The organism is Neptuniibacter sp. QD48_11 (genome assembly GCF_047778095.1).
Lineage (GTDB): Bacteria > Pseudomonadota > Gammaproteobacteria > Pseudomonadales > Balneatricaceae > Neptuniibacter.
The window spans coordinates 1,973,819-1,994,563 of record NZ_CP180551.1 but is presented as its reverse complement, the minus strand read 5'-3'; the positions used below and the strand labels follow the sequence as shown (position 1 = coordinate 1,994,563).

Below are 20,745 nucleotides of genomic sequence, written 5' to 3'. Positions count from 1 at the left end.
GCAGGTATAAAAAAGGCGACACCTTAAAAAGGGGCCGCCTTTCTATGTAAGGTTTATGCCCTAGCTAGCTAGAACATTTGCCTTAGCTAGTATTGCTTAGCTGAACTGGTTAGAAGTGTTCTTCGCACCACCAGCTTTAAGAGCGTTTTCACCAGCGTAGTATTCTTTGTGGTCATCACCTAGGTCAGAACCAGCCATGTTTTGGTGCTTAACGCATGCGATACCTTGACGGATCTCTTTACGCTGTACGCCTTCAACGTAACCAAGCATAGCTTTGTCACCGAAGTACTCTTTAGCCAAGTTATCAACAGAAAGAGCTGTTGTGTGGTAAGTAGGCAGAGTGATTAGGTGGTGGAATACGTTCGCTTCGCGAGCAGTATCAGCCTGGAACGTACGTACGCGAGCGTCAGCAGCTTCAGACAGTTCAGAACCGTCGTATTCAGCAGACATTAGGTTGTCGCGATCGTAACCAGAAACGTCTTTACCTTCAGCAGCCCATGCATCGTAAGTCTGCTGACGGAAGTTTAGAGTCCAGTTGAAAGATGGAGAGTTGTTGTAAACAAGTTTCGCATCTGGGTGTACTTTACGTACTTCGTCCATCATACCTTTGATTTCGTGAACTGTTGGTACAGCAGTCTCGATCCAAAGTAGGTCAGCACCAGCATTGATAGCTTCGATACAATCGAATACGCAACGCTCGTGGCCAGTGCCTTGACGGAACTGGTATAGACCAGAAGCTAGACGTTTAGGACGTACTAGTTTGCCGTCACGGCTGATTAGTACGTCGCCTTCTTTAGTGTCTTCTGGAGCAACTTCTTCAACGTCTAGGTAAGAGTTGTAAACGTCGCCTTGGTCGCCTGGCTCTTTAACTACAGCGATTTCTTTAGTTAGGCCAGCACCTTCAGAGTCAGTACGAGCAACGATAACACCGTCGTCAACACCTAGCTCAAGGAAAGCGTAACGTAGAGCACGTAGCTTAGAGTGGAAATCAGCGTGAGGTACAGTTACTTTACCGTCCTGGTGACCACACTGCTTCTCGTCAGCAACCTGGTTTTCGATCTGTAGGCAGCATGCGCCTGCTTCGATCATCTGCTTAGCCATTAGGTAAGTCGCTTCAGCGTTACCGAAACCAGCATCGATGTCAGCTACGATTGGCACTACGTGAGTTTCGTGGTTGTCGATCTGAGACTGGATGTCAGCTTCTAGAGCAGCATCGCCAGCTTCACGTGCTTTGTCTAGTGCACGGAATAGACCGCCTAGTTCACGAGCGTCAGCTTGACGTAGGAATGTGTATAGTTCTTCAACTAGGCCAGCAACTGCAGTTTTCTCGTGCATAGACTGGTCTGGTAGAGGACCGAAGTCAGAACGTAGAGCAGCAACCATCCAACCAGATAGGTATAGGTAACGACGCTCAGTAGAACCGAAGTGCTTCTTGATAGAGATCAGCTTCTGCTGACCAACAAAACCGTGCCAGCAGCCTAGAGACTGAGTGTACTTAGTTTTGTCTTTGTCGAACTCAGCCATGTCGCGACGCATGATACCAGCAGTGTACTTAGCGATATCTAGGCCAGTTTTGAATTTGTTCTGAGCGCGCATGCGTGCAGCAGATTCTGGGTTGATTGCGTCCCAAGGGCTACCAGCTTCAGCTTTAAGACCTGCAATGCTTTCGATGTCTTTGTTCAGTGATGACATGGTCATTCCTTCTATATTAGTTGCTAGCCAGTTTTCGGCTAACTCTTAAAAGTTTCGCAATCGATTCTAGTGCGGTTAACCCTATAATTGAAATAAATGCCTGTTATTTGCAGTATTTATCCTGTGAATAGTTCTATGGTATTATCACTGAAACACGCATGATTACGGCATTGATATGAATCTGGACAAAATCGACCTCAACCTTTTGGTGTATCTTGATATTTTGCTGCGGGAGCGTAATGTGACTCGATCCGCCAGCTTGCTTGGGATTACACAGCCCGCTATGAGTAACGGTTTGCGGCGGTTGCGTGAAACCTTTGGTGACCCACTTTTGGTTCGAACCAGTGAAGGAATGGTGCCTACTGAGCGTGCTCAATCATTGCAGCCACTGCTTAGACAGATCCTTGCATCGGTAGAACAGGTTATAGAACCAACAACAGAGTTTGATGCTAAATCAAGTGACCGAGTCTTTCGTATAATGACCAGTGACTATGGTGAGGCGACATTGTTACCCCGATTATTAAAGCGTTTGAACCGTGAAGCGCCAGATGTTGTCCTTGATATCCTCACGCCGAGTGATATGAGTTTTCTTGAAGTGGAGCAGGGTTTGGTTGATCTGGTCATCAACCGTTTTGATACTATGCCGCAATCCTTCCACCAAAAGACATTATGGAAAGATTCGTTTTCGTGTTTGTTTGCCGTAGATAATCCCATTTCCCATGATTACTGTTTGGAAACTTATATCAGGGCAAATCATGTTTGGGTGAGTAAAACCGGCATGGGAGCAGGTATGGGTATCACGCCTGAAGATACCAAGCGGCTCGGTTGGGTTGATGAGGCATTAGACTCAATTGGCTATAAGCGCCATATCTCGGTATTTACTCGACACTATCAATCAGCCGCTTTGCTTGCTTCTCAGCGTGGTCTTATCGCAACTATTCCGAGTCGTGCTGCTTCTATCCAATCTGAAAACCCCAGATTAGTAGTGAAAAAACCGCCTTTTGATATTCCGGAATTTGAGTTCAAAATGGCTTGGAGCCCATTGCTACAACATAACGCTGCTCACCGTTGGATACGCCAGGTTATCTCTGATGTGGCTTCGGTTTCCTAAAGAACGATAAGTTATAAGTGTTAATACTCTAATAAGGCGGTTTATCCGCCTTATTTTTTGCCTAATGATTCTTCAGGTACTGCGCATTCAATTGTTGGGTGGAGCATGGCTTGCTTGGTCTTCTTTGTTTGCGGTATCGAAATTAGTCCAAAAAACAGCATAAAACCAATGTACCAATTAGCAGTTAGGTAAATCTGTGAATATGAAAGGTATTGTTCTATGAAGTTGCCTTCCATTCTTGGCATATGTAAGTACATCGAATATAGGTACCAAACCAAAATTTGAATTACGATCAAATGATGAAACCATCTGAACATCGCTTTGAACTGTTCTACCAAGATAAAAGATAAGAGTAGAAAGGCTGCAGGTATGGCGATGGTTATATAATCGTGAAGCCCTAGAGTGTCACTCGCAAGGTATATAGCTATGCTGCTCAGCCATACTATTAAAGTCAGTAGTTTCATCGGAATTCCTTTTCTTTATTACGGCAATTAGGCTTGGATCCTTTGTTTCAGTCAACAGGTCAAATGCCCGAGTTAACTATTTGATTTACTTTGCATAGATACTTACAGATGTAATAGAGTAACTCCTTTAGTTTAAAAGGAGTTTAGGCATGGTGCAGCATCAACTGGAAGTCTTGATCAAATCTGAGATCCCTCTAATTGTCATCGAAAGTACCGAGGAAAATCAGGTGGTTGATATGCTGTTATCACTTAAGCCTGTATATGAAAGGCCGCTATTCAAGTGGACTTTGACCGATGGCATTCAGCGGATTGATCGTGATTTCCCTCCGCAAAAGTTATTCTCGCAACCGACCGAAGCCCTAGCGCATATTAAATCAGTTTCTACCCCTGGTGTTTATGTATTGGCAGATCTGCATCCGTTTTTGGATGAGCCTATGCATGTACGTTTATTGAAGGATATAGCGCTCAAATTTCATGAGCTAGGCCATACGTTAATCTTGCTTAGCCACGCGTTGGAAGTGCCAGTTGAGATTATGAAACTTAGCGCCAAATTAGATATCGCTCTACCTGAACGTAGGGAGATAGAAAAGATTGTCCGAGAGGAAGCGCAGAGCTGGTTAGCAAGCTCAGGCTCTAAAGTGCAAGCAAGCTCTGAAAACCTGCAACTTTTGGTCAGAAATTTAACGGGTTTAACTCGATCAGATGTTCGTCGTTTGGCAAGAAATGCCATTTTTGATGATGGTGCGATCACCGCCAGTGATATCCCTGCAATTAACGAAACGAAGTATCAGCTATTGAGTGAGCAGGGGAATATGCATTTTGAATATGACACTGCACAGTTCTCGGATATAGCCGGTTTTAACGGACTAAAAAATTGGTTAAATGAGCGAAAACCATTTTTTAATGGTGATAGTGGCGTTGGTAATTTACCCGCACCTAAAGGGATGCTGTTATTGGGCGTACAAGGTTGTGGTAAAAGCCTTGCGGCTAAAGCGGTTGCAGGTAGTTGGCATGCGCCTTTATTACGTCTTGATTTCGGTGCCCTTTATAACAAATTTTACGGTGAGACCGAGCGTAATCTTCGTGAAGCCCTACAAACCGCAGAAGTTATGGCGCCCTGTGTTCTATGGCTAGATGAGATAGAAAAAGGGATCTCATCAGGCAGTGATGAGGGCGGACCTGCGACACGTATGCTGGGTACCTTGTTGACGTGGATGGCCGAGAAAGATGCGCCTGTATTTATCGTAGCTACGGCGAATGATATTGAAGCATTACCACCAGAACTTGTACGAAAAGGGCGTTTTGATGAGATCTTCTTTGTCGACCTCCCTAATGACGATATTCGTTTTAAAATCTTTGATATTCATTTGAAACGTCAAGGAGTCGATGTTAGCAATTTTGATTTTAAGCGTTTGATCGAAGAAAGCGTTGGTTTTTCGGGTGCTGAAATTGAGCAGGCTGTTATCTCTGCTTTTTATACCGCTCATGCTCAGAATGTTGAACTTGATCAAGCTCTTCTACATGCAGAGTTGCGAAAGACTCAGCCTCTGTCCGTAGTGATGTCTGAAAAGATTGATTATCTAAGAGAGTGGGCTTCTACTCGAACTGTATCGTGTGAGTAATATTTTTTTGTTTATACATTAAATGATACAAGGCTCAGCAAATAAATTTACTGAGCCTGAGATAATTACAAAACAAATTTCTTAGTCGAAAAGCGTGTGTATTGAAGCGCTTCTGCTACTTCATTAGCTTTAGAGGTCGATGTTAATTTACTCAGAAGCACTAGCGCTGCTTGATAGCTAACTAAGCTTCCATTGGACGTAATCACATTACCGTCAATAACCACATTCTGGTCATATTGGACTTTTACATCCGGAAAGGTACGAGCAAGATCCTTTTCACCTCCAGCCCAAGTTGTGGCCTTTAATCCATCCAATAGGCCTGCCTTACCAAGTAAGAAAGCACCGGAGCAGTTACTCGCCATCCATTCGGCGTTTTTAGCAGTGTTTTTAATGAATTGGATCAATTGGCTGTTTTCGATCAGCGGGTCCATGTCGTAACTAGAGGGTACGATTAGAACATCCAGTTCAGGCGCATTACCAATCCAATAGGGGCTGTTTAGGCTTAGGCCTTCTTCAGTTGTCACTGTAGGCTTATTTATCACATTGATAACGATAGGTGTGTAATCACTAAACCATGTTTTTCTACTGGCTACGCCAAAAACTTCTAATGGTGCTGTTACATCGGATGTTAGAACACCATCAAAGACAAGGATGCCGATCTTTTTACTCTCGGCGAATGACAGTTGGCTGAAGAGCAGTAAAGCCAGAGTTGCTGCTAGACATACAAATTGCTTTCTCATTTTTAATCTCCGGAAAGTTAATTGCGACCATTTTATAGTTGGTGTAATAAGTGAAAAATATCTTGATCAGAATTTCATTGGTGAATATTGTTCATGAATGGATAAGTTCAATGTTTTAAAAACGTTTATTACTGTATGCGAGAAAGGGTCATTTGCAGCTGCTGCTGCGGTGCTTGGTACTGATGCATCTACAGTGAGTAAAGCGATAAGCCGATTAGAAAAGCAGTTAGCTTATACACTGTTTTATCGTTCTACCCGAAAGCTAACCATTACTGATGCGGGAAAGGAATATCTCGAGACGGTGAGAGCGTTACTCATAGATCTGGATGAGTGCGAGCAGCGTCTTAAATCGGGTAATGAGTCTGCAACGGGTATTTTAAAGGTAAATTTACCGGTCGCTTACGGGCGTTTATATATTGTTCCATTACTTTCTAAATTTACCAAACAGTATCCAGATATTAGCCTGCAATTGAGTTTCTCCGATGAATATGTCGATATTATCGAACGGGGAATCGACCTATCGATCCGAACAGGTACGGTATCTGATAGCCGTATGGTATTGCACAAATTGAGCCCTATGGACTTTCTTACTTGTGCATCAAGAAACTACCTTATGAAGTTCGGACCAATCGATAGTTTTCAGGATTTTGATAATCATCGATGGATACGCTTTCGCTTTAAGCAGACGGGTAAGTTAATGCCTATTTTGGCTGAAGTGGATGGGGAGACCGAAAAGCTAGATCCCAAAAACTATTTAGTGGTTGATGATGGTCAGGCGCTGGTGGATCTTTGTCGTATCGATGTCGGTGTGATGCAGGGGCCTCACTTTCTATTTAAAGACGGTTTAAGTTCTGGGGACTTAGTTTCGTTATTTCCACCTATTGAACCGGAAGGTTATGGTGTGTATTTACTCTATCCTAAGCGGGATTTTCTACCAAGTAAGGTGGTGGTATTTACAGAATTTTTAAAAGCGGAGCTAGAGAAGATGGGAGAGGGGTCGAACTTTTGTTGGTCTAGTGAAGTGGCTTATCTTAATGAGTGGGAATAGGTGCGCTGATAGTACAATATACAATCAGCGCTCCTATTCCACCTGAGAAGTTTAGTGAAGTTTCATCTTTGGTCTTACAACTTTTCCGATCTTCTCAGCAATATAAACGATCATCGCTTTGAAGAAGCCGTGAATGGCGATCTGGTGCATGCGATAAAGTGAAACATACACAATACGAGCAATTTTCCCTTCAATAAACATAGAGTTCTTTGAAAGGTTGCCCATCAAGCTGCCCACGGTACTGTAGCGGCTAAGGTTTACCAGTGAACCGTGATCTTTATAGACGAAGTTCTTAAGTGGTTTGCCTTTTTCAGTAAGAATAATATTTTTCTTAACGATTGACGCCATTTGGTGTGCTGATTGTGCACGAGGTGGCACCCAGCTACCATCTTCCTGCGCACAAGCGCAGCAATCACCAATCACGTAAATGCTATCGTCGATGCTGGATTGAAGCGTTGGTTTAACCAGAATTTGATTCGTGCGGGTTAACTCAAAGCCATAAAGATCTGCTAGGAAGTCAGGTGCTTTAACGCCTGCGGCCCAGATCATCATATCTGCTTCAATTTCCGAGCCGTCAGCCGTTTCGAAGCCATTAGCGTTCGCGGATTTGATCAACGTATCTTCACATACATCTACACCCAACGCTGCTAGCTCATCACGAGCAGAGCCGGAGATGCGAGCAGGCAGTGCAGGAAGAATACGTGGACCAGCTTCGATAAGCGTAACTTTCAGCTGCTTAGCAGTCATTTTCGGAAGGCCGTATGACTTAAGCATGTCGGTTACGTTGTAAAGCTCAGCCGCGAGCTCAACACCCGTTGCGCCTGCACCAACAATCGCGATATTTAATACGCCGTTTTCACGCTGGTTTACTCGCATAAAATTGTTAATGAGCGCGTTATGGAAACGTTCAGCTTGTTTGGCTGTATCTAGGAAGAAACAGTGATCCTTTACGCCCGGTGTTTTGAAATCATTGCTGACACTTCCGATCGCTAAAACAAGGGTGTCATATTGCAAATGTCTTTCTGGAAGGATTTGAACACCATCTTCATCAACTGTTTCAGCCAGTGTGACGGTTTTTGTGTCTTTGTTTAGGCCACAAAAAGTACCTAGTTCGAACTCATAATGGTGTTTAACCGCGTGAGCATGGTAAACAACGCCATCTGTATTTGGATCAAGCGAACCTGTGGCAACCTCATGTAATAGAGGTTTCCAGATATGGGAACGTTTTTGATCGACTAGGGTTACTTCAACTGAGGGATTTTTTCGGTAGCGGTGGCCTAGTTGGGTGACGAGCTCAAGGCCGCCAGCGCCCCCGCCAATCACAAGAATCTTGTGTGGCTCCGTTGGGTTTGTCATTGTTTTAATCCTCAAAAAATATGGGATTAGTAGCTGCAAAAACTATTAATCCTATATTTTCTGATAGTCGTACTCTGATCTTGATGTAGGCAAAAGTAAATAGAAAGAACTAGAAACGGCGCTAAAGAATTAGCACCGCTTCGTCTTAAAGTGGGAGAGGCATACTCGACTTATTGATTAAATGCGGCCGCCAGTAGTTGTTGTGTGTATTCAGCTTTAGGTGATGCAAAGATTGCTTGGGCATCACCTTGTTCGACGATATCTCCATGGCGCATCACTATTAGCTTATGGCTTAGCGCTTTTACAACGGCTAAATCATGGCTGATAAACAGATAAGTTAAACCATATTTTTCTTGAAGGTTACGCAATAGTTCCACGATCTGCTTTTGTACGGTGCGATCTAGTGCAGAAGTAGGCTCATCTAAAACGATAAGTTCAGGTTTCAGTACCAACGCACGTGCGATGGCGATACGCTGCCGTTGACCCCCAGAGAACTCATGCGGATAGCGATGCCTACTTTCAGGATCGATGCCAACCTCTTGTAGTACTTCAATAATCGCTTGTTCGTGTTCCGCTTTAGATTCTGGCTGATGAATATCGAGTCCTTCGGCAATGATCTCAGCAATAGACATGCGCGGACTCAAGCTGCCGAACGGGTCCTGAAAAACTATCTGCATCCGTTTACGTAAAGGTTTAACCGCTTTTTGATCTAAAGGTGCAAGAGCGGTCTGATCAAACGTGATTTCGCCTTCACTACGCTGCAGTTTCAAAATGGCGAGGCCTAATGTGGTTTTTCCTGAGCCGGATTCTCCCACAATGCCAAGTGTTTCACCGCGGTTAACAGACAGGTCGATGCTGTTTACCGCTTTAATATGGTCTACGGTCTTTTTGAAAAAGCCTTTTGTAATAGGGAACCAGACTTTTAATTTGTCTGTTTCTAGCAAACGCTCTTGCGCGCATTGAACAATAGCAGGATTACCTGATGGTTCCGCATCTAACAGCGTTTGTGTGTAAGGGTGTTGTGGTTGTGCAAACAGTTGAGCCGTTGGAGCAGATTCGACTTGCTCACCTTTATACATAACACAGACATGATGCGCGTAACGACGAACAATATTAAGGTCATGCGTAATCAGCAAAATCGCCATGCCCAGTTTTTCTTGCAGAGACTTTAGTAACTCCAGAATCTGTTCCTGAATTGTTACATCAAGTGCTGTGGTTGGCTCGTCTGCGATAAGCAGTTCAGGATCGTTGGCGAGTGCCATCGCGATCATTACACGTTGACGTTGACCGCCTGACAGTTCATGAGGGTAGCTATTTAAGCGTTTCTCAGGCTCAGGGATGCCAACTAAATCAAGTAGTTCAAGAATTCGAGATCGCGCTTGTTTACCAGTCATCCCTCTATGCAGAAGTAGAGTTTCCCCTATCTGTTTCTGAATTGTGTGTAGCGGGTTGAGCGACGTCATTGGTTCCTGAAAGATAACGCTGATCTTATCGCCACGTAACTGCCGCATCTGATTTTCGTTATAGTTCAGCAGATCTTGGCCATCATAGTGAATTTCACCGCTAGGGTGACTTGCTTTAGGGTAGGGGAGTAAACGCAGAACGGACATTGCGGATACGGATTTGCCAGAGCCTGATTCTCCCACCAATGCAAGAGTTTCACCCTTCGGTATATCAAAGCTAACTTGTTTCACTGCTTCTACTGCAGCTTCACTACCCTGATCAAAAGTGACGGATAGGTTGCGAATACTTAATAGCGGAGACGTCATGACACTTTCCTTGGGTCGAAGGCGTCACGTACAGCTTCACCTATAAAGATTAGAAGGGTAAGCATCAATGCAAGGCTACAGAAAGCCGTGATACCTAACCATGGCGCATGAAGGTTTGTTTTACCTTGAGCAACTAATTCACCCAATGATGGACTGCCTGGAGGCAGGCCAAAGCCCAAGAAATCCAGAGCGGTCAACGTAACAACAGATCCATTAAAGATAAATGGCATAAAGGTCAGCGTCGCCACCATGGCATTAGGAAGAATATGGCGGAACATGATCATGCGGTTATTTAAGCCAAGCGCACGGGCAGCGCGAACATATTCGAGATTACGACCACGTAAAAATTCGGCACGTACGACATCAACCAGCTGCATCCAAGAGAACAGAAGCATAATACCTAATAGCCACCAGAAATTTGGCTCAACAATGCTGGCTAAAATGATCAGTAAGAACAAAACCGGAAGACCAGACCAGATCTCGATAAAGCGTTGGAAGAAAAGGTCAACTTTACCGCCGTAGTAGCCCTGAATAGCACCAGCAACCACACCGATCACTGAACTTGCTAAAGTCAAAACTACGGCAAATAGGATTGAGATCCTAAAGCCGTATATGACACGAGCAAGTACATCACGAGCTTGATCATCTGTGCCTAGCAGGTTATCCATTGTTGGGGGTGATGGGGCAGGTACAGGAAGATCGTAATTGATCGTGCTGTAGTTGTACTTAATCAGCGGCCAGATAATCCAGCCTTGTCCTTCATTATGTATAAGGTCTTGGATATAGGGATCTTTGAAATCTGCTGGGCTTTCAAATTCTCCCCCAAAGGTTAGTTCGGTGTAATCAACTGCGACAGGGAAATATAGATCGCCCTTATATGACACTACCAGTGGATCGTCATTCGCAATAATCTCTGCAAATAACGATAGGATAAATAGCGTGCTAAAGATCCATAGAGACCAATAGCCGCGTTTGTTTTTACGGAAGTTTTCGATCCTGCGTTGATTGAGAGGGCTGAGTTTATTAACTAATACACCCATGATTAAAGCTCCCTGCTTTCAAAGTCTATTCTCGGGTCTACCAGTACATAAGTAATGTCACTGATCAATTTAAGTAATAAACCGATAAGGGTGAAGATATACAGGGTACCAAAGATAACAGGGTAATCACGGTTGATTACCGCCTCATAACCTAGCAGTCCAATGCCATCAAGGGAGAAGATGACCTCAATCAGCATAGAGCCGGTAAAGAAGATTGAGATCAGCGCTGCAGGCATACCAGCAATGATGATAAGCATAGCGTTACGGAAGACGTGACCATAAAGGACTTTCTTTTCGGAAAGGCCTTTAGCACGTGCCGTAAGCACATATTGCTTGTTGATCTCATCTAGAAATGAGTTTTTGGTTAGCATCGTTAATGTCGCAAAACTGCCGATAACAGTTGCGATAACTGGTAGGGTGATGTGCCAGAAGTAATCTTTAATCTGGCCCCACAAACTTAATTCATCAAAGTTAGGTGACGTCAGTCCTCGAAGTGGGAACCAGTCTAACCAAGTGCCGCCTGCGAAGATGACGATCAGTAAAATCGCAAATAGGAAGTTTGGAATGGCGTAGCCAACGATTATTGCGGTACTGGTCCAGACATCAAAAGGGGTGCCGTCTTTAACCGCTTTACGTATACCTAAAGGAATGGAAACAGCGTAAGTAATCAATGTCGCCCAAAGGCCTAAGGAGATAGAGACCGGTAGTTTTTCGATGATTAAATCGACTACTGATTTGTCACTAAATAAGCTATTTCCAAAATCGAAAACGGCGTAATTTTTTAGCATCTGCCAAAAGCGTTCGTGAGCGGGTTTATCAAAACCGTATAGCGCTTCGATCTCTTTTACTAATTCTGGGTCTAAGCCTCTCGCACCACGATAGCTACTGTCACCACCATTCGCGCTGCTTGCTTCGGTTGTTAGGTCATTTTGTGCGCCACTGACTCGAGCCGTCGCACCGACATTGATGCCTTCCAATTGAGCAATCGTTTGCTCAACGGGGCCGCCAGGGGCTGCTTGAACAATGATAAAGTTGATCGTCAGAATTCCTATCAAGGTAGGAATGATCAAAAGTAAACGCCTTAGGATATACGCAGCCATTATTTAGCGTCCTCGGATGGTTTGATCCACCAAGTATCAAAACCTAGATTGTATTTAGGGCGAGTGCTCGGCATTTCAAATTTATCCCAATAAGCCACTCTATATTTATTAATATGGTATTGAGGTATAACGTAATGATTCCATTGCAGCACCCGATCAAGGGCACGAGTTCGTAAAACCAACTGCTCACGATCAGGGGATTGAATAAGCTGGTCTACTAGGTAATCAACCGCTGGATTTTTGATTCCGATGAGATTACGGCTGCCTTCAACATCAGCACCAGAGGAATGCCAGTAATCACGTTGTTCATTACCCGGTGAGGAGGATTGACCAAATCCGCTTACAACTACGTCAAAATCATACTTACGCAGGCGGCTGATGTATTGTGAAACATCAACTAAACGAATGCTTGAGTGAATACCCAATCGTTCCAAGTTACGAATAAAGGGAGCGACTACTCGTTCGAAAGCAGGTGAATAAAGCAGCATTTCGATTTTAAGTGGTTCGCCAGTCTCTTTGTGGACTAACTTACCTTGTTTAAAGATCCATCCGGCTTGTTGAAGTAGGCGTTTAGCTTGACGCAGCTCGGTATAGATTCGGCCATTACCACTGGTTTCAGGAGCACGATAAACTTGAGTAAATACCTCGGTAGGGATTTGGTCACGAATAGGCTCAAGTATCTCGATCTCTTTCTCGGTTGGCAGGCTAGTAGCGGCCATCTCCGAGTTGGAGAAAAAACTATGGGTACGGGTATAGGCGTTGTAAAAGATGTTTCTATTGGTCCATTCGAAATCAAATGCTAGCGCTAGTGCTTGTCTAACACGCGGGTCTTCAAATTGCGGTCGTCGAGTGTTTAGGACGAAGGCTTGCATACCCGTTGGGTTTTCATGACCTAACTCTTTGACAATTATTTTGCCTGAATCTACTGCAGACCCTGTATAGCTAGTAGCCCAGCGCTTTGATGAATTTTCTTGACGGAAATCGTATTCACCAGCTTTAAAAGCTTCCATTGCTACCGTGTTATCTCTGTAGTAATCGTAGGTCAGAAATTCAATATTATGACGACCTCTATTAACGGGTAGGTCTTTACCCCAGTAATCAGGGCTTAGCTTATAGGTGATACTACGTCCGGCATCAAAACTATCGATCGTGTATGAACCAGAGGCCACCGGAATATCTAAACTCGGTTTTTGGAAATCTCTATCTTTCCAAAAATGTTTAGGCAAAATTGCAATTTCACCAACGATAAGGGCTAACTCACGGTTAAGGTTGTTGCGGAAATTAAATTTAACTCGGTGAGGATTAAGTGCTTCAACTGATTCGATGTCGGAATAATAGGCTTTGTAGAAAGGCGCGCCTTTAGATCTCAGGGTTTCTAAACTGAAAACCACGTCTTCCGCAGTAATAGGGTGGCCGTCACTAAATTTTGCTTCAGGGCGTATATTAAAAATAATCCAGCTACGATCAGCTGGTACTTCTAGCGATTCAGCAACGAGGCCATATAGGGAAAAAGGTTCGTCTTGAGCTTTACCAAGTAAACTATCGTAGAGGAGGCCAAGCCCGTCAGCAGGGGTTCCTTTGACGATGAAGTTATTAAAGCTATCAAATGTTCCCAAAGCAGATTGAATGGCTTTGCCGCCTTTGGGTGCATCAGGGTTCACATAATCAAAGTGCTTAAAGTTGGCAGGGTATTTAAGGTCGCCATGCATTGCAATGCCGTGGCTCGAAGTAACCGCATCTGCCAATAGAGGTGCAGGAGTAAGGAAACTGGAAAGGCACAACCAAATACTTAATTTGCGTAGAGAAGAGCAAGTACGAGGTTTGAGTGTAAGCAATCTAAGGTTCCTTCTTAACGTAAATTATCTTTTATATCAGTGACCTTTGCTGGGTTCCAGTAAAAGCCACTGATAAGACTGTTCCTTAGCTTTTTTGTTCAAATTGTTCGGACAATTCAGTTAGCTGATTATGGAGGTGCTTACGCTTAACTTTGGCGTCGACGAGTTGCTGATATTGATGTTGTAGGAACGTTAGTTTTTCCTCATTGCCATCAGCTAGGCCTTTTATTAGGTCTTGATCCATCCACTTTTGAATGCGTTTATAAAGAATGACTTTAAACGCAATTGCAGTGACTGTCGCAAAAACAATAATAAAAATACTTGTTGCGTCCATGAATCAGTCGTCCTGAATTAGTGTGCTCGGGTAACATCTACATACAAGGTCAGATGTTGACCAGGGCGAATATACTTAGCTTTGTTGATCTTATTCCAACGTAATATATCCGCCACATTAACATTAAATTTGTTGGCGATAACAGAAAGCGAATCACCTTGGCGTACCTTGTAACCCACTTTACGGATTACTTGGCGATCAGTTTCATTTAGCGCGGTTTGTGTTGGTTTGCTCCAAATAACTAGTTTCTTGCCAACTCGTAATGGGTCACCTGGTGCCATGCTGTTCCAACGTGCTAACTGGCGTACACCGACGTTGTAACGGTTGGCAATGCTCCAAAAACTATCACCTGACTGGACCGTGTGATGCTTTTGTTGGCGATCAGTTGTACGTGAAATGGTTTTCTGTCTTTCAGCATGACGTTGTTGCTGACTAAGAACGTACTCAGTTGCATGCTTGCTTGCGGTTGGTATAAGCAGCATTTTACCTGCACGGATATTGTTACCACTAATTTTGTTGGTCGAACGGATGAGGTTTACTGAAGTTTTATATTTGTTAGCAATGGCAATTAATGAGTCTCCAGACTGAATTTTGTGACGTACCCACTTAACGCGTTGGTCGCTCGGTAGCTCTTTAAGTGCTTTGGTAAATTGTTCAGCGTTCTCTACTGGGACTAGTAAACGATGTGGTCCTTCCGGAGCTGTTGCCCAGCGGTTAAATCCTGGATTTAAAAGGTACAATTCCTTTGTACTGATATTCGCCATAGATGCTGCTTGGGCAATATCAATTTGGCTACCTGTTTCTACCACCCTGAAATGAGGTTTGTTTGGGATTGGCTGTAGAGTTAAGCCGTAATACTCTGAGTTTTTAACAACTGCAGCTACAGCCAAAAATCTAGGGACATAAGCCATGGTTTCTTTTGGTAGATTGAGGGACCAGTAGTCGGTTGGTTTATCTTTTTGCTTGTTACGCTTAATTGCTTTAGATACGTTGCCACCGCCTGCGTTATAAGCTGCTAGGGCAAGTAACCAGTCTCCGTCAAAGCGTTTATGTAGTTTTTTTAAGTACGTGTAGGCAGCATCAGTTGAATTCAAAATATCTCGGCGTCCGTCGTACCACCAGTTTTGTTTTAGGCCAAAATACTTACCAGTAGAAGGAATGAATTGCCATGGTCCTGCTGCTCGGCCATGAGAGTAGGCAAATGGATCGTACGCACTCTCGATGATTGGAAGCAGGGCCAATTCGACAGGGACGCCACGTTCAATCGCACTGTTTAGAATATGGTGATAATAAGGCGCTGCGCGTTTTACCACGCGTGCCATATGGTTAGGGTGTTTCTTATACCACTTAAGCTGAGTTTGAACTCTTGGGTTATCTAAATGCAGATCCATCTGCATGTGAGTACGTGTGACTTCCCATAAATCCGTTGGGATGGCTTCAGTCTTCTCTTCAGGTGATAAGGTGTTATTGGCTTGAGAAGGCTGATTATCTATCCCTGTGTTAGAAGGAATAGTGTTTTTTTCGGTAACGGATTGGCAACCGCTTAATACAACGCCTGCTGCTATAGATAGCAGGACCGATTTAGAAGATGAAAACATGGTGCTCCGATGCTTAGGAGGTAACGGAACCTGCGAACAAGCCCTATACGACTCAGGCTTGCAGAGCAATTGAAGCACGAGGCAATGATTACAGGCATGCTGGTCGCCTGTCGAAAATCATTAACGAAGTGATTCGGTTGCTCTGCAAGCCCCGTAGGGTGGACTCTAAAATGACCATCTACTTTGTCAGTCAGCTTGAAAAGGTCTAGACATTTCGCTGTACTGACTTTCGCGTATCTGGTCATTTTATAGCCCACTGAGAACGTATGAGGTTTATTCGCAGGTTCCCAAATCGATCCATTCTATCAGTGGCCCTTTATGGGTCAAGGTTTCTCTGGAAAAGCTAGAAAATCAACAAATTAAAATTGATTCTTCCATTCTCTTATAGCTGCAAACACTGCTTCTTGGTCTAACTCTGTCTGATGAGTGAATTGCTTTGCAGCACTAATGACGCTTGCCTGATCTGAACGCATAAAAGGGTTAATACGTTTTTCTTGAGCAATCGATGATGGCAATGTTGGGCGATCAGAATTACGAAGCGAAGTGCATTGGTTAATTGCATCTTTAACATCTGCATTGTCAGGTTCGACTGCCTCTGCAAAGGCTAGATTAGCCAATGAATATTCATGTGTGCAGTAAACTTCGGTGTTATCTGGCAATGAATGGAAATGATTCATCGCTGCTAACATCTGTTGTGGCGTGCCTTCAAACAAACGCCCGCACCCCGCTAAAAATAGCGTATCACCGCAGAATAGCTGAGGTTGCTCAGTGCTAGAAAAGTAGCTGATATGGTCGAGTGTATGTCCAGGTATCTCTTTAATGACAAGCTTTTTCCCCCATAGATCAAGAGTGTCGTTTTCCTTAAGGGGATTGGTTATACCTGAGAAAGGAGAGTTATGAGGCCCATAAACAGGAACTTGATATCTGTCCGTAAGTTCTTTTACTCCGTCGGTATGATCGTAGTGGTGGTGTGTGATTAATATGGTGTCCAGTTCAAGGCTATTATCATTAAGGTATGCGATAACCGGAGCTGCATCACCTGGATCGACCACAGCGACTTTCTGGCTGTCAGGAAGCTTAAGGAGCCAAATATAATTATCAGAGAAAGCAGGAATTGGAGTAACGCTAAACATTTGACCGCCTCTATCAAGTGAAAGGAAAACCTTCATTTGCAGTGTTATAAAAGAAATATAATACTGCTTATATTACATTGGGCCAGTTCTAATTAGACAAAATTATGGCAAATAAGATGAGTCGCTCTTTAGAAGCTCAGCTTCCACATATTATGGCTTGGTTTGATACAGAATTAGGTCAAGAGCTTCTTCAAGCTGAAAGGGATACTGTAGAGCGTGTGATTGGTGCTCTGTTTGGCATGCACTTGGTACAGTTTTCAGTAGATAGTCGGATTACTTTATTTGAAAGTAGTCCAGTTACTCACTGTTTCTCTGTTATTCCCAAGCTTGGATTAGGTGTTGGCGATAATTGCATTGTCGCTGAAAATACTGAGATACCTTTAGCTCATGAAAGCGTTGATGTAGTGCTTCTTCATCATGCATTAGATTTTACTGATTCCCCACATCAAGTCTTAAGGGAAGCTTCTAGAATTCTCAGACCTGGTGGGCATGTCGTCATTGTGGGATTCAATCCGGTAAGTTCTTGGGGGCTTTATCGACTGACAAAGCGAAAGAGTGATGTGCCGCCTTGGAGTGGTCGATTCCTTAGCCATAAAAGGCTATCTGACTGGTTAAAACTTTTAGAATTAACTGAACTGCGTCAACTTTCAGGTTATTATCGCGCTCCTTTCACTAAGGCCAAATGGCGAAGTCGTTTTAGGCTAGTTGAAAGTGTTGCTAGGCGTTTACCCGGCCATACGGGTGCTTTTTCTGTTTTGTTGGCGCGTAAAGACATTGCTGGAATGACTCCGCTGCGCTCTGGTTGGGGATTAAGAAGGCTTATTACTCTGCCAGTCGCGGAACCTACTACCCGAAAATCATTAAGGAAAGTTTGTGAAGATCGTTGAAATATTCACTGATGGTGCGTGTAAAGGAAACCCTGGGCCAGGAGGATGGGGGGCCGTTATGCGTTATGGGGACGCTGAAAAACAACTTTGGGGTGGTGAGCAGGATACAACTAATAATCGCATGGAGTTATTAGCTGCAATTAAAGCGCTTGAAACACTTAATCGTCCTTGTGAAGTTATTCTAACAACAGACTCTCAGTATGTCCGACAAGGCATAACTGAATGGATTGATGGTTGGAAGAAGCGTGGTTGGAAAAACTCACAGAAAAAACCAGTTAAAAATGCAGATTTATGGCAGCGCTTAGACAAAGCTACCGAGCCTCATTCAATCGATTGGCGTTGGGTAAAGGGACATAGTGGTCATCCTGAAAATGAACTGGCCGATCAATTGGCTAACCGTGGCGTCGAAGAGTTAGGCTAACAAAACTATAGCTTTGCTGAAGTGCTCTCCGTCTGCGCACTCTAAACTACAAATTACTGTTGTGTGTTATTTGTACAAATGACTGCTATGCTGGGTAGAAAGGAGGCTCCCTATGCTAAAGCGGATTGCGTTTACTTCAGGACTTATTTTACTCGCAGCTAATCTTTCAGCTGGCGAAATGTACATGTGGGTAGACAGTGAGGGCGTAAGGCACTTTAGTGATCGACCACCACAGAGAGGTGAAAAAGCTCAAGTAAGAGGTGAGGTTACTACTGATGTATTAAGGGTTGATAGACGACCACCTAAGCCTCCGGTCGCTGCAAACAATAGTTCTGGTAGTACCAGTAAGAAACCTTCAGCCCCAGAAAAACCAAAAAATGAGATAGAAGCTGAAGGTAATCAGGCCGAAAAAACAGAATAAGCCTGTCTCAACTGAAGAAAAATATTAGGAGATCGTTTTACGATCCCCATTGTCTTACTCTGCCTACATCAAGATGCACAAAGTTACTGCGTGTATATAGACCTACACCTCCAGACTTCATGCTCAATGCAGCTCGTTGAAGATCTTTCACATCGACACCCGGAATGCGAATATCAATGGCTTTACCCTGCATGTGTAAGCTCTTTTTAGCTACTTTTCCGCTTTTACTGCTCAACATGGCATTGGTCTTAGGTGAGCGATAGGCAGATATAACGTGAATAGGTTTATGTTCCCCGAATGTTTGTTGCAGATCATGCAGTAACATAATTAGCTGTTGGTTCATTGGGTGAACTTGATCTGTTCTGTGATCGCGCAATAGGTGATCAAGTGCACCAAGGCTGTCTTTTTGAAAGCTACCTTCGGTGAAGAATGTACTATTTAACGCTTCGCCAGTGTGGAGGTTTACCAATGATAGCGAATGGTCTTTAGGCTTATGTATATTGGCGAATGCTGCAGATGGCATAGCGCTTAACGCTGATAAACCACCTAGGGCTTTTAAAAATTTACGACGTGTCGGGGAGGGGATAGCAATAGAATCTTTCTGATCGGTCATTAGGTATCAATACATCTGAAAAAGAAATGATTATGCCCGATCAAATATTTGTTTGTATATAAATTGACCAGTTATCTGCATGAATTATTCTTGAGTATATTATGAGCAACTTGATTAATTTTGACGTGCATCTGTGCTTAGGAGTGCTTCTTTTAGTCGTGTTAGGTCATATCTATCACGTTTATATAGGTCGTGACGGAAGTTTAAATCACCGTCCTGATCGATAAACGCAGTCCAATAAGTTACATGTAATGGGATCGGGTCTAACAAACGTATGTGTTTAGTTTTCTCTTGTTCAAATAATGGATCTAGTTTGCTGCTATTCCAACCTTGTGTCATCCGTATAAGTTGATCTGCAAGTTGGCGTGGTTGCTCAACTCGAATGCATCCTGAACTAAAAGCGCGCTTAGATTCATTAAAAAGGCGTTTAGCTGAAGTGTCGTGGAGATAGACTGAATAAGGGCCGGAGGTCAGGAATTTCACACTACCAAGCGTGTTCGATGAACTTGGCGCTTCCCAAAAGCGTTGATAGTTTTCACCTTTATATAGTTTGTCGTAATCGATATCTTCAGCAGCGATAAAGCGTTTGTTATTGCCCCAGCCAGTGACTAGGTTCAGTCTCGCTTTCTTTAGAAAACTTGGGTCTTTCTGAAGTTCAGGCACGATATCTTTATAGGCGATACTCTTAGGCACGTGCCAAGAGGGGTTGATTACAATACGGTTAACTTCTGTTTGGAATATTGGGGTTTTCCTTTTTTTCTTACCCACGATGGTCTTCATGCTTAGGATTGATTTGCCTTGCTCAATCAGGTGTAGTCTAAAGTCAGGCACATTGACTTGTATGTAGCGATCAGTGTTTGGTTGGAACTGCTGCAGTCGAAGAATATTTACGTATAACTGATCCGCTCTTTTATGAAGAGAAACATTTAGAGTACGTCTTGTTTCAGGGCCTGCGATACCATCAATTTTGGCGCCGTGCCTTTTCTGGAATCTTTCCAATGCTTCATGCAACTCTATGTCAAAAAGTGGGTCTGAAATGGATGAACAGTTTGCTGATGAAAGATCACCTAGTGTAATGAGCTTTTCACGAATCATCGGTACATGTGGGTGGGTGTCGCCAAATCTTAGTAATGGCCCTCTTGGAATGGTTTTCCATTGCTGAGTATCTGCTAGAGCGAGGTATTTCTCATATTCTTTTTGTAAGATTTCGATTTGGCTTATGTCGCTTGTAAGATGCTTTACATCTTTGGCGTTAGATAGAGGTTTTAATAAGTCAGCTGAAGTTTCTGGAACGGAATTTAGCTTTGCTGCCTTTAGCGGAGATGTTGCAGCTAATTCCATACTTTGACATAGCGAGGCATAGGAGCCAAGCAAGACCATTACTAAAGCAAGTAAATACTGCATAACTAGCCTCCTGCTTCTATGTCTATCCTGCCGCATCCGTCAGCGACAAAATGAAGGGGGTTTTTTAATTACAGGCCCAGATTAGATAATCTTCAAGTTGAGAACGTGAAGGTTTTTCAAGGGGGAGGATAGTCGATATAGCCTGAATTAAGGCTGA

Annotated in this window: 19 protein-coding genes; 6 read left to right on the top strand and 13 right to left on the bottom strand. The window is 43.6% G+C overall.

The features are described 5' to 3' along the window. Positions 1 to 96 precede the first annotated feature (96 nt). Positions 97 to 1,692, bottom strand: coding sequence for an isocitrate lyase (locus ACMXYU_RS09095; protein ID WP_415898395.1), 1,596 nt, complete (start codon positions 1,690 to 1,692; stop codon positions 97 to 99). A 175-nt stretch (positions 1,693 to 1,867) separates the two neighbouring features. Between ACMXYU_RS09095 and ACMXYU_RS09090 the strand changes: the two genes are divergently transcribed. After that, positions 1,868 to 2,803 (top strand): LysR family transcriptional regulator, encoded by a 936-nt coding sequence (locus tag ACMXYU_RS09090; RefSeq protein WP_415881424.1) that lies wholly within the window; start codon positions 1,868 to 1,870, stop codon positions 2,801 to 2,803. A gap of 50 nt (positions 2,804 to 2,853) precedes the next feature. On the opposite strand, the gene ACMXYU_RS09085 is transcribed toward ACMXYU_RS09090, so the two are convergent. After that, a complete protein-coding gene (locus ACMXYU_RS09085) occupies positions 2,854 to 3,267 on the bottom strand; it encodes a hypothetical protein (protein WP_415898394.1) in 414 nt (137 codons plus the stop codon). A gap of 149 nt (positions 3,268 to 3,416) precedes the next feature. Here ACMXYU_RS09085 and ACMXYU_RS09080 point away from each other — a divergent pair, with 149 nt between their 5' ends. After that, positions 3,417 to 4,889, top strand: coding sequence for an AAA family ATPase (locus ACMXYU_RS09080; RefSeq protein ID WP_415898393.1), 1,473 nt, complete (start codon positions 3,417 to 3,419; stop codon positions 4,887 to 4,889). 65 nt (positions 4,890 to 4,954) lie between these two features. On the opposite strand, the gene ACMXYU_RS09075 is transcribed toward ACMXYU_RS09080, so the two are convergent. Continuing rightward, positions 4,955 to 5,629 carry a DJ-1/PfpI family protein gene (locus ACMXYU_RS09075; protein WP_415898392.1) on the bottom strand — a complete coding sequence of 225 codons (675 nt, stop codon included), beginning with the start codon at positions 5,627 to 5,629 and terminating at the stop codon, positions 4,955 to 4,957. Positions 5,630 to 5,726: 97 nt separating this feature from the next. Here ACMXYU_RS09075 and ACMXYU_RS09070 point away from each other — a divergent pair, with 97 nt between their 5' ends. Then, positions 5,727 to 6,677, top strand: coding sequence for a LysR substrate-binding domain-containing protein (locus ACMXYU_RS09070; protein ID WP_415898391.1), 951 nt, complete (start codon positions 5,727 to 5,729; stop codon positions 6,675 to 6,677). Positions 6,678 to 6,728: 51 nt separating this feature from the next. Here the strand turns inward: ACMXYU_RS09070 and ACMXYU_RS09065 are convergent, their stop codons facing one another. From ACMXYU_RS09065 to gloB, 8 genes are all read right to left on the bottom strand, one after another. Continuing rightward, positions 6,729 to 8,033: an NAD(P)/FAD-dependent oxidoreductase gene (locus ACMXYU_RS09065; protein ID WP_415881419.1), complete on the bottom strand. Its 1,305-nt coding sequence runs from the start codon at positions 8,031 to 8,033 to the stop codon at positions 6,729 to 6,731. Between the two features lie 170 nt (positions 8,034 to 8,203). After that, complete coding sequence (locus ACMXYU_RS09060; protein ID WP_415898390.1) at positions 8,204 to 9,802, bottom strand: ABC transporter ATP-binding protein; 1,599 nt, start codon at positions 9,800 to 9,802, stop codon at positions 8,204 to 8,206. Then, positions 9,799 to 10,842, bottom strand: coding sequence for an ABC transporter permease (locus ACMXYU_RS09055; protein ID WP_415898389.1), 1,044 nt, complete (start codon positions 10,840 to 10,842; stop codon positions 9,799 to 9,801). The genes ACMXYU_RS09060 and ACMXYU_RS09055 overlap by 4 nt, the downstream gene beginning before the upstream one ends. Before the next feature lie 2 nt (positions 10,843 to 10,844). After that, entirely contained in the window at positions 10,845 to 11,942 is a 1,098-nt protein-coding gene (locus ACMXYU_RS09050) for a microcin C ABC transporter permease YejB (RefSeq protein WP_415887931.1), read from the bottom strand. Further along, entirely contained in the window at positions 11,942 to 13,777 is a 1,836-nt protein-coding gene (locus ACMXYU_RS09045; protein WP_415898388.1) for an extracellular solute-binding protein, read from the bottom strand. Before ACMXYU_RS09045 ends, ACMXYU_RS09050 begins: the two co-directional genes overlap by 1 nt. An 85-nt stretch (positions 13,778 to 13,862) precedes the next feature. Then, positions 13,863 to 14,111 carry a hypothetical protein gene (locus tag ACMXYU_RS09040; RefSeq protein WP_415898387.1) on the bottom strand — a complete coding sequence of 83 codons (249 nt, stop codon included), beginning with the start codon at positions 14,109 to 14,111 and terminating at the stop codon, positions 13,863 to 13,865. A gap of 17 nt (positions 14,112 to 14,128) precedes the next feature. Beyond that, positions 14,129 to 15,709 (bottom strand): LysM peptidoglycan-binding domain-containing protein, encoded by a 1,581-nt coding sequence (locus tag ACMXYU_RS09035; RefSeq protein WP_415898386.1) that lies wholly within the window; start codon positions 15,707 to 15,709, stop codon positions 14,129 to 14,131. Positions 15,710 to 16,068: 359 nt separating this feature from the next. Then, complete coding sequence (gene gloB / locus ACMXYU_RS09030; RefSeq protein ID WP_415898385.1) at positions 16,069 to 16,842, bottom strand: hydroxyacylglutathione hydrolase; 774 nt, start codon at positions 16,840 to 16,842, stop codon at positions 16,069 to 16,071. Positions 16,843 to 16,958: 116 nt separating this feature from the next. On the opposite strand from gloB, the gene ACMXYU_RS09025 reads away from it, so the two are divergent. The 3 genes from ACMXYU_RS09025 to ACMXYU_RS09015 all read left to right on the top strand — a co-directional run bounded on the left by ACMXYU_RS09025 (position 16,959) and on the right by ACMXYU_RS09015 (position 18,571). Further along, a complete protein-coding gene (locus tag ACMXYU_RS09025) occupies positions 16,959 to 17,729 on the top strand; it encodes a class I SAM-dependent methyltransferase (protein ID WP_415898384.1) in 771 nt (256 codons plus the stop codon). Next, entirely contained in the window at positions 17,716 to 18,150 is a 435-nt protein-coding gene (gene rnhA / locus ACMXYU_RS09020; RefSeq protein ID WP_415894251.1) for a ribonuclease HI, read from the top strand. The genes ACMXYU_RS09025 and rnhA overlap by 14 nt, the downstream gene beginning before the upstream one ends. A 112-nt stretch (positions 18,151 to 18,262) precedes the next feature. Next, positions 18,263 to 18,571: a DUF4124 domain-containing protein gene (locus tag ACMXYU_RS09015; protein WP_415898383.1), complete on the top strand. Its 309-nt coding sequence runs from the start codon at positions 18,263 to 18,265 to the stop codon at positions 18,569 to 18,571. 37 nt (positions 18,572 to 18,608) lie between these two features. Here the strand turns inward: ACMXYU_RS09015 and ACMXYU_RS09010 are convergent, their stop codons facing one another. Together ACMXYU_RS09010 and ACMXYU_RS09005 are read right to left on the bottom strand one after the other, a co-directional pair. Next, the gene (locus ACMXYU_RS09010; RefSeq protein WP_415898382.1) at positions 18,609 to 19,184 is read right to left on the bottom strand and encodes a DUF882 domain-containing protein; all 576 of its coding nucleotides are present in this window, start codon (positions 19,182 to 19,184) and stop codon (positions 18,609 to 18,611) included. A gap of 114 nt (positions 19,185 to 19,298) precedes the next feature. Next, the gene (locus ACMXYU_RS09005) at positions 19,299 to 20,588 is read right to left on the bottom strand and encodes a L,D-transpeptidase family protein (RefSeq protein ID WP_415898381.1); all 1,290 of its coding nucleotides are present in this window, start codon (positions 20,586 to 20,588) and stop codon (positions 19,299 to 19,301) included. Positions 20,589 to 20,745: the final 157 nt, after the last annotated feature.

Excerpts from the sequence above, each read along its gene's own strand:
- ACMXYU_RS09070 (WP_415898391.1), top strand. The coding sequence starts at position 5,727 with ATGGATAAGTTCAATGTTTTAAAAACGTTTATTACTGTATGCGAGAAA.
- ACMXYU_RS09065 (WP_415881419.1), bottom strand. The coding sequence starts at position 8,033 with ATGACAAACCCAACGGAGCCACACAAGATTCTTGTGATTGGCGGGGGC.
- ACMXYU_RS09090 (WP_415881424.1), top strand. The coding sequence starts at position 1,868 with ATGAATCTGGACAAAATCGACCTCAACCTTTTGGTGTATCTTGATATT.
- ACMXYU_RS09040 (WP_415898387.1), bottom strand. The coding sequence starts at position 14,111 with ATGGACGCAACAAGTATTTTTATTATTGTTTTTGCGACAGTCACTGCA.
- ACMXYU_RS09035 (WP_415898386.1), bottom strand. The coding sequence starts at position 15,709 with ATGTTTTCATCTTCTAAATCGGTCCTGCTATCTATAGCAGCAGGCGTT.
- ACMXYU_RS09075 (WP_415898392.1), bottom strand. The coding sequence starts at position 5,629 with ATGAGAAAGCAATTTGTATGTCTAGCAGCAACTCTGGCTTTACTGCTC.
- ACMXYU_RS09080 (WP_415898393.1), top strand. The coding sequence starts at position 3,417 with ATGGTGCAGCATCAACTGGAAGTCTTGATCAAATCTGAGATCCCTCTA.
- ACMXYU_RS09055 (WP_415898389.1), bottom strand. The coding sequence starts at position 10,842 with ATGGGTGTATTAGTTAATAAACTCAGCCCTCTCAATCAACGCAGGATC.
- ACMXYU_RS09050 (WP_415887931.1), bottom strand. The coding sequence starts at position 11,942 with ATGGCTGCGTATATCCTAAGGCGTTTACTTTTGATCATTCCTACCTTG.
- ACMXYU_RS09015 (WP_415898383.1), top strand. The coding sequence starts at position 18,263 with ATGCTAAAGCGGATTGCGTTTACTTCAGGACTTATTTTACTCGCAGCT.
- gloB (WP_415898385.1), bottom strand. The coding sequence starts at position 16,842 with ATGTTTAGCGTTACTCCAATTCCTGCTTTCTCTGATAATTATATTTGG.
- ACMXYU_RS09025 (WP_415898384.1), top strand. The coding sequence starts at position 16,959 with ATGAGTCGCTCTTTAGAAGCTCAGCTTCCACATATTATGGCTTGGTTT.
- ACMXYU_RS09085 (WP_415898394.1), bottom strand. The coding sequence starts at position 3,267 with ATGAAACTACTGACTTTAATAGTATGGCTGAGCAGCATAGCTATATAC.
- ACMXYU_RS09095 (WP_415898395.1), bottom strand. The coding sequence starts at position 1,692 with ATGTCATCACTGAACAAAGACATCGAAAGCATTGCAGGTCTTAAAGCT.
- ACMXYU_RS09005 (WP_415898381.1), bottom strand. The coding sequence starts at position 20,588 with ATGCAGTATTTACTTGCTTTAGTAATGGTCTTGCTTGGCTCCTATGCC.
- ACMXYU_RS09060 (WP_415898390.1), bottom strand. The coding sequence starts at position 9,802 with ATGACGTCTCCGCTATTAAGTATTCGCAACCTATCCGTCACTTTTGAT.
- ACMXYU_RS09010 (WP_415898382.1), bottom strand. The coding sequence starts at position 19,184 with ATGACCGATCAGAAAGATTCTATTGCTATCCCCTCCCCGACACGTCGT.